Consider the following 12,039-nt stretch of genomic DNA (forward strand, 5'->3'; position numbering starts at 1 on the left):
TCTTTGGAGCTTGGCTTAAGCCATATCAATATAGAGATAAATTATAATACAAAGTGCTGCCCACAAACCTGCGATCAGGTCATCAAGCATAATGCCGAAACCACCGTCGACTTGACGATCAATGACGCGAATCGGCCAAGGTTTCCAAACATCAAAGAGACGGAAAAGTGCAAAACCAATAAAAAGCCATACCCAATTCATCAGACCTAGGTAGATTAAAGGGAGAAACGTGATCGATTGACCCGCAAATTCATCCCACACAATTCGTCCGTCATCATGGACGCGCATTATATCAGCGGCTCTTCCACAAATATATATCCCAATCAATGACATAACGATTATGGCAATCGTGCTATACAAAAAACCTATTGCCATGAAAGCAGGGATAAACAACAAGGCAAAAGCTGAACCAAAAGTACCAGGTGCTTTTGGCGCTAAACCAGAACCGAATCCAACGCCACAAAAAACAATGAAACGTTCAGACCAAGTCATCGTTTTAAAATTAATTGGTTGTTTTTGCAAAGTGCTGATATCCCTGTAATTCTAGTTTTTGTGGTTGTTGATGATGATAAAAATCTAATAGCTGAGTCTCTTTTACGACACCAATCACCGTGATCGGTGTATCGCAGTGTCGAGCTTTTAATTCATCCAAGGCAGGTGAAGGAATGGTAAAACACAATTCATAATCATCACCACCTGCTAAAGCCAATTGCCATTTTTGTTGATTGGGCAATGCTTGTAAGGCAGGACTAAGTGGAAGTTGATCTAAGTGTAGGTCGGCACCAACATGAGATGCTTTGAGAATATGTCCTAGATCTTGTGCTAAACCATCGGATACGTCAATCATACTATGCGCCAATCCTTTAAGCGCTTGACCGAGTTCACAACGTGGAGTGGGATAATCGAGACGTTTTTTTAAAGCATGATCGGGATATTTTAATCCGAATGCAGCATCACCGACAGTGCCGGATACACAGATTAAATCACCTGCTTGAGCACCAGAACGTGGCACGGCTTTTCCAATATCCACCCAGCCTAGAGCGGTAACTGATAATGTGAGATGTGGGCTTTGCGTTGTGTCGCCGCCAATTAAACTTACTCCAAATTGATCGCAACAATCATACAAACCCTGACTAAACCCTTTTAGCCAGTGATGATCAATTTGGGGTAGGCTCAATGCCAAGAGAATGCTTTGAGGTTTTGCACCCATGGCTGCAATGTCTGAAAGATTCACAGCTACAGATTTCCATCCAATCGCATGGGGATCTGTATCGATGGGGAAATGTCGACCAGCAACGAGGGTATCGGCACAAATGACCAATTGTTGCTGTGGAGGCGGGGTGAGCAGGGCTGAGTCATCACCGACACCTAGATCGACTGAAGAATAACTCGGTCGATTGAAATAGGTGTCAATAATAGAAAACTCAGCCATTTCAACAACAACTTATTTTGCTTGTTGCTTTTCTGCTTCACGTAGGCTTTGTGCCAAACGGTCTAATACACCATTGATGTATTTGTGACTATCTGCACCGCCGAAGTGTTTAGCCAATTCAATTGCTTCATCGAGAACGACGCGATATGGAATTTCAAGATGCTCTTTCAATTCATACGCGCCAAGACGCAAAGTAGCTAATTCAACGCCGTCCAGTGCCGAGATCTCACGATCTAGTACTGGAATTAATAACGCATCCAATGCTTCATGATTTGCAATCACTTGTGTGAGCAACTCGTGATAATAGCTGAGATCCACTTTATGCATGGCATTTTCAGCACGTGTACGTGCTTCAATTTCATGCACAGGGTTGTGGCTCATTTGCCATTCATAAATCCCTTGTACAGCAAAACGACGTGCTTTGCGTTTAGCTGCATAAGTAGCTTGGAGTGTCTGCGACATGCTTTAGATCGCCTTTAGCAAGTTAACCATTTCAATTGCAGTCAAGGCAGCTTCACCACCTTTATTACCTGCTTTTGTACCTGAACGCTCGATGGCTTGTTCAATGCTGTCTGTAGTCAATACGCCATTGATTACAGGTAAACCAGCTTCTAAACCAACAACACCAAGGCCTTTTGCACATTCACCAGCAACAAAGTCAAAGTGAGGAGTGCTACCGCGAATAACTGCACCAAGTGCAATTACCGCATCAAACTTACCAGAATTTGCGAGTTTTTTCGCCACAACCGGAAGTTCCCAAGCGCCTGGCGCGTGAACGACAGTGATATTATCGTCTTTAACACCATGTCGATGCAATGTATCAATTGCACCTTCTAATAAATGTTCAACAACAAAGCTGTTAAAACGACCAACTAGAATCGCGTAACGATCTTCGCTCGCGAGATGTAATAAACCTTCAATACGGCGAATCGCCATAGCAACCTCGATATTTAATAAGAGTTATGAATGAGAGCTCTGATCAGCTGTGATGTATTCGACCACTTCTAAATTAAAGCCAGACAATGCATTGAAGCGTAAAGGTGAGCTCAGGAGCTTCATTTTCTGTACGCCTAAATCACGTAAAATTTGTGCACCCACACCAATAGTTTGGTATTGCTGAGATAAGGCAGCATTTGACTTGGCTGGTTTTGGCGCAGTTAATGCTTCTAATGCTGGACCTAAATCAGACGGCTGACGTTGTCCAATCCATACCAAGACACCACGATCGCTTTGAGCAATTTCTTTTAAAGCACGATCTAAGTTCCAAGCTGCTTCACCATCTTGCTTATTAAGTTTTAATAAGTCTCGCGCTGGATTGAAGCCATGAACGCGAACAGTCGTCACACCTTCTTCAGGTTGACCTTTAACCAATGCCAAATGAATATCAGGATTCCCGACTTCACGATAACGGTAAAGATCAAAAGTACCATACTCGGTATCGAGTTTTTGTTGATCCAAACGCTCTACCGTTTGTTCATTGGTCATGCGGTAGTGAATAAGATCAGCAATTGTACCAATTTTTAGACCGTGTTTTTCAGCAAAAATTTCAAGGTCAGCACGACGGGCCATAGTCCCGTCTTCATTGATAATTTCACAAATCACAGACGCAGGTTCAAGACCTGCAAGACGAGCTAAATCACAACCTGCTTCGGTATGACCTGCACGATGGAGCACACCACCTGGTTGTGCCATGAGTGGGAAAATATGGCCTGGTTGAACGATATCTGCTGGTTTTGCATGTGCCGCAACTGCTGTTTGAATCGTGTGCGCACGTTCTGCTGGAGAAATACCTGTAGAAATGCCATTTGCAGCTTCAATAGAAAGCGTGAAGTTTGTCCCGTGTTGAGCGCCATTCGCATCAACCATTAACGGTAAATTTAATTGTTTGCAGCGTTCACGACTTAACGTTAAGCAAACCAAGCCACGAGCATGCGTGATCATGAAATTAATGTCTTCAGGTCGTACGTGCGTTGCAGCAATAACGAGGTCGCCTTCATTTTCACGATCTTCATCATCCATCAGGATGACCATTTTTCCTGCACGGATATCTGCTACAAGTTCTTCTACAGTATTGAGCGACATCAACCTTCACCTTTTTGTTATGTCATTCTGACATTTGAATAAATTTGTTGCGCCATAGTCTAACGCTTTTTTAGTCAGTTTGCCTATGGTTATGACTGTACCATTCAACACAGTCAAACATACACCTTCATAGCACATTGAAAAGAGAGATAAAATTACCAAAAGAGCAATTTTGTATACAAACTAGACGCTTAGTCTAACTTTTCACGACTGTGAGCTTTTAAAAAGAAAAACCAGATTTAACTTAGCATCAAATCTGGTTTACTTATTAAAATTTAATCTAATTAAGAGCTGATTGTACGATCCGTCGAGGAGCTTTGGGCTTTGCCTTTCAAAATCTCAGTACGGATATTTTGTGCGAGTTCGGCACAGGCTTCGTTCATACCATTAATCATGAAAGCGTGACGTGTTAACACACTGGTTGGATTCGGCATCGGAACCAATTGATAGCATTCACCAATATGCTTTAACTGATCGTGGGTCAAATATAGCGCCATTTCTTTCGCAATCAGGTGATGTGTGAGTCTTTCCGCAGCTTGTACTGAATCGAGTTGCATTGCCTCCACTGGGGCGGTTACAGCACAGCGCGTTTGTAATACGAACCGTTTATCCTCACGGTAACGTTTATAGAGTACTTCTGACAATAATTGAAACACCGAACCAATCATTAAGATGCAAGCAATCGAGTTATTCTTGAGTGAAGAAATACTGATGACAGCGCCTTGTTGATCAAAACTACGATTCACAACGATATCATCAACATTCAAATGATAATGCGCTGTACACAGTTCGATACTCTTATTTAAGAAAATTTGACATAAATTAAAATAAGGTAAAGAGACAGATTTGTTGACCGTATTAATTAATTGTTTCGGATCATAAAATTGGATATTCAGTGATAAAGCATCCTGATTTAACTGCAGAGTCGGTACTTTTGGCGTAATTGCAGCTTGTTCTTTATTTTGCTCTGGCGTATGAGGTTGTTTAGGCTGACTCTTTTCCAGTTCTAATGCTTCAGTGAGCAGCTTGATCTCATGACGTAAACGGGACTCATTATTTAATCTCGCAAGATATTCGCTACGCGTAGGGCGAGCAATGGCACGATAAGCCAACCATAATAAGCCATGAATAAAGAGTGAAGAGAGGATTGCCAGCCATTGTGTTCTTAATATTTCACCGATACTTGGTTTAACCAATGTGATTTCCACACTGCCAATTTTCTTTTCATTTTGTAGTGCATCTCGAACGAAGATTTCACCCTGACGCGTCTTAGACAAGCCTGCAGTTGCGAGAACTTGATCTCCTGTGCCAAGAATACGTATATATGCAACACTTGGATTCGTTGCATAGCGGTTGGCTAATAATGCAAGAGATACAGTATTGGCAGGTTCAAGTTCAGTTAAGCTATCTGCGACCAGTTGAGTCGTCATTAGCAAACCTTGGCTTGCACGGTTTTCATTTAATTGATGTGTCGTTGCAATAACCAATAAAAAGGTATGCAAGGCAAAACTTACAATCAGCAGGCTAGCAAATAGCCCTTGTCTAGGCGCATTCAACGTAAACTTCCAAAGAAAATTAATTCAATTTCGATTATGATTCTTACAATATTCGTAGCTCAGACCCGAGTCAATTCATGCGAGAAATCATTCTTATTTCATTTTTAGGACCTGACCAACCGAATCAGTTTACTCGATTGATGCAGGTGTTGTCCGTACATTCTTTGCAAATTTTAGATGTAGGACAAGCAGTTATCCATAACCAATTGACTCTCGGCATCGTGGTTGCTTCCGAAGACCAGACAGCAACGGCTTTGGCCATGAAAGATATTCTGATTTTAGCACACGATATTGGTCTTACTGTGCGCTTTAAACCGATCGATTCAGAAGATTATGAGCAATGGGTGAAAGAGGGTGGACGTACACGATATATCGTGACGGCATTGGCACCTGAACTTACCGCAGCACATTTGCAAGCAGTGACTAATATTGTTTCAAGTCAAGGGTTTAATATTGAAACAGTCACTCGTTTGTCTGGTCGCCCAACGTTGAATCATTTTGAAAATGAACCAAAACGTGCTTGTGTGCAATTTGGTTTGAGCGGTCAGATGTTAGATGCTGCAGCGATGCGAGCGGCATGTTTAAGTTTATCAAATGACCTTAGTGTCGATGTTGCAGTACAAGAAGACACGCCGTACCGTCGTAATCGTCGTTTAGTTTGCTTTGATATGGATTCAACGCTGATCGAACAAGAAGTGATTGATGAGCTTGCAATTGAAGCAGGTGTCGGTGCACAAGTCGCAGAAATTACTGAGCGTGCTATGCAAGGTGAGCTGGACTTTCAGAGCAGTTTCCGTGCGCGTGTGGCGCTACTGAAAGGTATGGATGCTTCTGTATTGCCTAAAATTGCAGAACGTTTAACGATTACTGAAGGTGCAGAACGTCTTATTTCAACCCTGAAATCTTTGGGTTATCGTACGGCTATTTTATCTGGTGGCTTCCAATACTTCGCTGAATATTTACAAGAAAAACTTGGGATTGATGAAGTTCATGCCAATATCTTGGATGTTCAAGATGGGCAGGTCACTGGCGAAGTTAAAGGGCATATTGTGGATGGCGCTCGTAAAGCATTTTTATTAGGCCAAATTGCGGATGAAATGGGCATTTCACTTGAGCAAACGATTGCAGTAGGTGATGGTGCGAATGATTTGCCAATGCTCTCTATAGCGGGCTTGGGCGTTGCATTCCGTGCTAAACCATTGGTGCGTCAAAATGCAAATCAAGCCATCTCAAGTGTTGGTTTGGATGGTGTTCTGTACCTGTTAGGTGTACATGATAAAGATTTAAGTCGAGCTTAAAATCAAAAAAAGCTTATTAAAAAGGCGACCAAATGGTCGCTTTTTTTTATCTAAGTGAATCATTCTTAGACAAATTTTAATCAGTTAAGTTCAGACGAAAAAACAGATGGTTATCATCGAAAAAAAGATGTTTCGACAAAAAATTACGAGGTATTTTTTTGTAATGACACGCCAAGTTTGACTGATTCTGACTCTATGAAAAATGTCTAATCTTAAAAAATGTAATGACAAAAGAATGTTGCGACAATATGTGTCGCTTACAAAAGCATCAGGTCTTTTTTTCTGAAAAAAACTCACCATAATGCTTTCATAGACGCCAACAAGACCATTGAAGAAAGTGAAGCGTTATTTAATTTGTTGTGAAACACCATTAGGCAGTATTTGAAACATCTAAATTTTGACGGAGATTTTTATGGTCACTTTAACTTTTGCAACGATACTCGGATTTGCTTTGATCGCTGTAGCATTGGCGGCCGTATTCTTTTCACCTTATCGTCATTGGCTAGGGTTTATGTTAGCAGGTATGGTCTTCTGGGGTTTACTTGAAGGTATTCGTTATAGTGTTCAACACGTCTTTGACATGTCCTTGGCATATAGTTATTTAACAGCGATTAGCTTAGCTATGGTGGCTTTAACGGCTTTCTTACTTCGCGAAGATAGTCGTGCGCAAAAGGCTTTAGAAAATCGTCGTTATATTGAACATACTCCTGTATATGAGGACGATTAAATCCAGCTCATGACAGATGAGATGTAGACCAAAACTGCGTAGTAACAATTTTATATTTAAAGGTGTATCAAAATGATATACCTTTTTTTTGCCTATACGTTTTGTTAAACAAAGCTGCATTTCCTTACTTATAAGATATGCTAGGATGAATCAATTATTTTTGATATTAAAAAAACGGACTTAAATTGTCATGAAACTATCTTCAATACCTGTTGTGAAATTACCTATCGTTGATGCAAGCACAGATCCACTAGACCTTTTAGTGTTAGGTTTGGCGTTGCGTATGAAACAATTGTCACGTACGAGTCCAAAATTTATTGAGTTAATTCATGATCGTCAGTTCCGTATTCAAATTGGTACAGATCTAGGTGTTGCACGTCAGATTTTAGTCAACAATGGTCAGATTGATTCTGTTTCAGGTGATGCAGAGAAAGCAGATTTCGTACTTCAGTTTGCTGATAGCGAGCAAGGTGTTAAAACCCTGATGAAAGGTGATCCAACTGCATTCATGACGGGTATGCAAAATGGCAGTATTAAAATGGAAGGTGATTTCAGCTTATTGGTATGGTTTAACCAAGTCGCTAAATTAATTCCACCAAAAATTCCTAAACCTGTAAAAGAAAAAATACAATTTGCTCGACAATTTATTAAAGAAAAGACGGGTAAGTAATACAGCACCTATACGGACTTTTCTCGTTTTGATTCTAGAGATAAAAAAGCCCTCATCAGAGGGCTTTTCTAGTCATTCAACTTCAAGATTAAAGGTTACCGGACCATCATTGATGAGATGCACTTTCATATCCGCTGCAAAGATTCCTGTTTGTACATGTTCAAACTGAGATTTTGCGTATTCAACTAACTGTTCATACAGTTCTTTTGCTTCGAGAGGCGGCATTGCAGGGCCGAAGTCAGGACGCAAACCTTTTTGGGTTTGTGCCATCAGGGTAAATTGCGAGACTAATAATAATCCGCCTCCTGCTTGGCTAAGATTCCAACCCATTTTTCCTTGGTCATCATCAAAAAAACGGTATTTTAAAATCTTATCGATGAGCTTCTTACCTTTTTCAAAGTTATCTTCTTTGCCAATACCAATAAAAACTAAAATCCCTTTTTCGATTTGACCAGTAATCTCACCATCCACAACGACTTTCGCTTCAAGGACGCGTTGGAGTAAAGCACGCATAATTCAACCAAGTTTGATGTTTTTTAATTCAAATGAATTGTATCAAATTGGAAAAAAGAAAAGGGATAAAGTCGTCATCTATCTTCATAAGTCATTGATAAAAAATAATTAATCGGAGTATATAATTTTGATCTAATAAAGCGATTGAAATAATAAAAATTAACCTTTTTACCAATTTTGTTAAAGAAGGTAATTTACGCCTGCAGGAAAGGTAAATTTGAGAGAGAAAACGATGTTTAAGCGTTCAATGTTGGTTGCAATGCTTGCAACTGCGACAGCAGCATCAGCTGCACCATTAACAAAAGATAACGGCGCACCAGTGGGTGATAACCAAAATTCAATCACTGCAGGTCCAAATGGTTCTGTATTATTACAAGATGTACAGTTGATTCAAAAACTTCAACGTTTCGGTCGTGAGCGTATCCCTGAGCGTGTTGTACACGCACGTGGTACGGGAGCTTATGGTGAATTCGTTGCAACTAAAGATTTATCAGATCTTACTATTGCTTCACTTTTCAAAGCAGGTACGAAAACTCCAGTATTCTTACGCTTCTCTACAGTAATTCATGGTAAGCATTCTCCAGAAACTTTACGTGACCCACATGGCTTCGCAATTAAGTTTTATACTCAAGAAGGTAACTGGGATTTAGTTGGTAACCAAACGCCTGTATTCTTCATTCGTGATGCGATTAAGTTCCCAGACTTCATCCACGCAATGAAACCAAGCCCAATTGACAACGTTCAAGACGCTAATCGCGTATTTGACTTCTTGTCTAGCCAGCCATGGGCAACAAATATGTTGACTTATGTATATGGTAACCAAGGTGTTCCTACGAGCTACCGTGAACAAGACGGTTTCGGTGTACATGCATTTAAATTGTACAACGACAAAGGCGAATATAAATACGTTAAATTTAACTTCCGTTCTAAGCAAGGTGTTAAAGGTCTAAACGTTAAAGAAGCTGCTGAATTACAAGGCAAAGACTTTAACCACTTAACGAATGATCTTTATAAGAACATCAATGCGGGCAATTTCCCGAAATGGGATCTTTATATCCAAGTGTTGGATCCTAAAGATTTGAATAGCTTCGATTTCGATCCACTTGATCCAACTAAAATCTGGCCTACTGATTTAGTACCAGAAACAAAAGTGGGTACTTTGACATTAAATCGTATGCCGAAGAATTTCTTCCAAGAAACGGAACAAGTTGCTTTAGCACCAGGTAATTTAGTACCAGGTATCGAGCCATCAGAAGACCGCTTACTTCAAGGTCGTATCTTCTCTTACTCTGATACACAAATGTACCGTTTAGGTGCAAATCACCAACAAATTCCAGTAAACCGTCCATTGGTAAATGTGAACAACAATAACCAAGATGGTTATATGAATGTTGGTGCTACGACATCTAATGTGAATTACGAACCAAGTCGTATTGAACCAAAACCATCTACAGCGAAAGCTCGTGCTGTTGAAACTCCACTTTCTGGTACGGTTCAGCAACGTGGTGTGAAAGAGCAAAACTTTAAGCAAGCGGGTGATTTATACCGTTCATACTCTGCTAAAGAGAAATCTGACCTCATTATGAACTTAGCAGCTGATCTTGGTAACGTAAAAGATTCAGAAACTAAACACATCATGTTGTCTTATTTCTATAAAGCAGATGCGGATTATGGCACACGTATGACTAAAGCTGTAAACGGTAACTTAGCGACTGTTAAAGCGAAAGCGGCAGCTTTAAAAGACTAATCAAGATTAGTCCTTGAATTGGTGATTAGGGTCTAAGGTGTCACCTCAAAAAAGTCCTGTAAAACTCAATTCCTTTCCTGCAACCCTAGGGGAGTTTTACAGGCACTCGTTATCGAATTTAAACTCAGGTGAGGGAAGAATGAAAAATATTGTATATAGTTTATTAATCGCTTTACTGAGTTTAAGTTCAGTAATGCTTCACGCTCAAACGACGTCTGTCAGTAGCTCACAACAATCAGATCAGAAAGAAGTGATTGACTTATTTTTTGCAGCAGCGAAAACAGGAAACAAAGAAGTTATTCATGAATTTTTGAAACATGGGTTTCCAGTCAATATTAAAAACCATGCTGGTTTTACACCATTAATGATGGCGACCTACTATGGTCATCAAGATATTGTAACGACTCTATTGGAAAACGGCGCAGACCGCTGTGCTCGTGATAATAAGGGTAATACAGCTTTGATGGGTGCTATCTTTAAGCTTGAATGGTCGATTGCCAAACAATTACGCCAGGTCGATTGTGATGCTCAAGCAAAACAGACAGGACACAAGACCACAGAAGAATTCGCAAAAGTTATTGGGCAAGATAAAGCATTGAAAGCTTTGACTGAGTCATATAGTCAAGACAATGCAAAAAAATAATCAGTTTAAGTTTTAGTAATTAGTCGAATAATCTTCGACAATTACTAAAACGAGCTATGAATCGCAACAAAATGTGCTTTAATGCAATAAGTTGCTAAAAACTGAAAAATAATATGTCTGCCATTATTCAATCCTTACTTGATACTGACTTGTATAAATTCACGATGCTACAAGTGGTATTACATCAATTTCCTCAAACGGATAGTGTCTATCAATTTCGTTGTCGTAACCTTGAAGATACAGCCTATCCACTCGTGGATATATTAGAGGAACTGAACGAACAGTTAGATTTACTGTGTCAGCTCAAATTTAAAGAAGATGAATTACAATATTTAAGAAGTTTGCGCTTTATTAAAAGTGATTTTGTAGACTATTTAGAATTATTTCAACTTAAGCGCCGCTTTATTAAAGCCAGTATCGATGATCAAGGCCGTTTAGATATCCGTATCGAAGGACCTATGGTTCAAGCAATGATGTTTGAAATTTTCGTGCTTGCAATCGTCAATGAACTCTATTTTCGTCGTATTCGCGATGAGCAGGTATTGGCAGAAGGAGAGCGCCGTCTTAAAGCTAAAATTGAATTGTTGAAACACTATGAAAGTAGTCAACAACCGAATGATCCACCATTTCTTGTTTCCGATTTTGGAACACGCCGTCGCTATAGTTTTGACTGGCAGAAACATGTGGTGGAAGAGTTTAATAAGGCTGCACCACATATTTTTCGTGGCACAAGTAATGTTTTATTGGCAAAGCAGTTGGGTATTACACCCATTGGTACGATGGCGCATGAATTTTTACAAGCTTTCCAAGCACTTGATGTTCGCTTACGTGATTTCCAAAAAGCTGCACTTGAAACTTGGGTGCAGGAATATCGCGGAGATTTAGGCATTGCACTGACAGATGTTGTTGGTATGGATGCATTCCTAAGAGACTTTGATTTGTATTTTGCCAAATTGTTTGATGGTCTACGACATGACAGTGGTGATCCATATGAGTGGGGCGATAAAGCCTACGCACATTATAAAAAATTAAAAATTGACAGCAAAACTAAAATGCTCACTTTCAGTGATGGTCTAAACTTAGAGAAGGCATGGGATTTGCATCAATATTTTAAAGATCGTTTCCAAGTCAGTTTCGGGATTGGTACTAACCTCACCAATGATATGGGACAAACTGCTTTGAATATTGTTTTAAAGTTAGTCGAATGCAATGGTCAATCGGTAGCTAAACTCTCTGATAGTCCAGGAAAAACGATGACTGATAATGATACCTTCCTCGCATATTTGCGTCAGGTATTTGATGTTGAGTCTCCTTAATCATAATTTCCCTTTTCTGATTTTTTGCTAATACCATGCAAAAAATCAGAATAAT

Annotated in this window: 13 protein-coding genes; 6 read left to right on the forward strand and 7 right to left on the reverse strand. The window is 39.9% G+C overall.

What is annotated here, in order from left to right:
* Nucleotides 1-15: 15 nt before the first annotated feature.
* From FTV32_RS08215 to FTV32_RS08240, 6 genes are all read right to left on the reverse strand, one after another.
* Complete coding sequence (locus tag FTV32_RS08215) at nucleotides 16-492, reverse strand: phosphatidylglycerophosphatase A (protein WP_081403227.1); 477 nt, start codon at nucleotides 490-492, stop codon at nucleotides 16-18.
* Nucleotides 493-502: 10 nt separating this feature from the next.
* Complete coding sequence (gene thiL / locus FTV32_RS08220) at nucleotides 503-1,432, reverse strand: thiamine-phosphate kinase (protein WP_035264837.1); 930 nt, start codon at nucleotides 1,430-1,432, stop codon at nucleotides 503-505.
* Between the two features lie 12 nt (nucleotides 1,433-1,444).
* Nucleotides 1,445-1,894, reverse strand: a complete 450-nt coding sequence (gene nusB, locus FTV32_RS08225; RefSeq protein ID WP_035264834.1) for a transcription antitermination factor NusB — start codon at nucleotides 1,892-1,894, stop codon at nucleotides 1,445-1,447.
* A 3-nt stretch (nucleotides 1,895-1,897) separates the two neighbouring features.
* Nucleotides 1,898-2,368, reverse strand: coding sequence for a 6,7-dimethyl-8-ribityllumazine synthase (gene ribE, locus FTV32_RS08230; protein ID WP_035264832.1), 471 nt, complete (start codon nucleotides 2,366-2,368; stop codon nucleotides 1,898-1,900).
* Between the two features lie 24 nt (nucleotides 2,369-2,392).
* A complete protein-coding gene (gene ribBA, locus FTV32_RS08235) occupies nucleotides 2,393-3,514 on the reverse strand; it encodes a bifunctional 3,4-dihydroxy-2-butanone-4-phosphate synthase/GTP cyclohydrolase II (protein WP_035264829.1) in 1,122 nt (373 codons plus the stop codon).
* A 284-nt stretch (nucleotides 3,515-3,798) separates the two neighbouring features.
* Nucleotides 3,799-5,070 carry a hypothetical protein gene (locus tag FTV32_RS08240; RefSeq protein ID WP_035264826.1) on the reverse strand — a complete coding sequence of 424 codons (1,272 nt, stop codon included), beginning with the start codon at nucleotides 5,068-5,070 and terminating at the stop codon, nucleotides 3,799-3,801.
* Nucleotides 5,071-5,147: 77 nt separating this feature from the next.
* On the opposite strand from FTV32_RS08240, the gene serB reads away from it, so the two are divergent.
* The 3 genes from serB to FTV32_RS08255 all read left to right on the forward strand — a co-directional run bounded on the left by serB (nucleotide 5,148) and on the right by FTV32_RS08255 (nucleotide 7,765).
* Complete coding sequence (gene serB / locus FTV32_RS08245; protein WP_180028375.1) at nucleotides 5,148-6,368, forward strand: phosphoserine phosphatase SerB; 1,221 nt, start codon at nucleotides 5,148-5,150, stop codon at nucleotides 6,366-6,368.
* 412 nt (nucleotides 6,369-6,780) lie between these two features.
* Nucleotides 6,781-7,095, forward strand: coding sequence for a ciprofloxacin tolerance protein AciT (aciT, locus tag FTV32_RS08250; protein WP_035264816.1), 315 nt, complete (start codon nucleotides 6,781-6,783; stop codon nucleotides 7,093-7,095).
* 190 nt (nucleotides 7,096-7,285) lie between these two features.
* Nucleotides 7,286-7,765, forward strand: a complete 480-nt coding sequence (locus FTV32_RS08255; protein WP_092766561.1) for an SCP-2 sterol transfer family protein — start codon at nucleotides 7,286-7,288, stop codon at nucleotides 7,763-7,765.
* A gap of 72 nt (nucleotides 7,766-7,837) precedes the next feature.
* Here FTV32_RS08255 and dtd read toward each other — a convergent pair whose 3' ends face one another.
* Nucleotides 7,838-8,278, reverse strand: a complete 441-nt coding sequence (dtd, locus tag FTV32_RS08260) for a D-aminoacyl-tRNA deacylase (protein ID WP_035264810.1) — start codon at nucleotides 8,276-8,278, stop codon at nucleotides 7,838-7,840.
* Between the two features lie 232 nt (nucleotides 8,279-8,510).
* On the opposite strand from dtd, the gene FTV32_RS08265 reads away from it, so the two are divergent.
* The 3 genes from FTV32_RS08265 (at nucleotide 8,511) to pncB (ending at nucleotide 11,984) form a co-directional block, all read left to right on the forward strand.
* Nucleotides 8,511-10,025, forward strand: coding sequence for a catalase (locus FTV32_RS08265; protein WP_180028376.1), 1,515 nt, complete (start codon nucleotides 8,511-8,513; stop codon nucleotides 10,023-10,025).
* Between the two features lie 139 nt (nucleotides 10,026-10,164).
* Entirely contained in the window at nucleotides 10,165-10,668 is a 504-nt protein-coding gene (locus FTV32_RS08270; RefSeq protein ID WP_180028377.1) for an ankyrin repeat domain-containing protein, read from the forward strand.
* 113 nt (nucleotides 10,669-10,781) lie between these two features.
* Nucleotides 10,782-11,984, forward strand: a complete 1,203-nt coding sequence (pncB, locus tag FTV32_RS08275; RefSeq protein ID WP_035264803.1) for a nicotinate phosphoribosyltransferase — start codon at nucleotides 10,782-10,784, stop codon at nucleotides 11,982-11,984.
* The last annotated feature ends 55 nt before the right edge of the window (nucleotides 11,985-12,039 follow it).

The sequence above is a fragment of the Acinetobacter sp. YH16032 genome (assembly GCF_013417345.1).
Lineage (GTDB): Bacteria > Pseudomonadota > Gammaproteobacteria > Pseudomonadales > Moraxellaceae > Acinetobacter.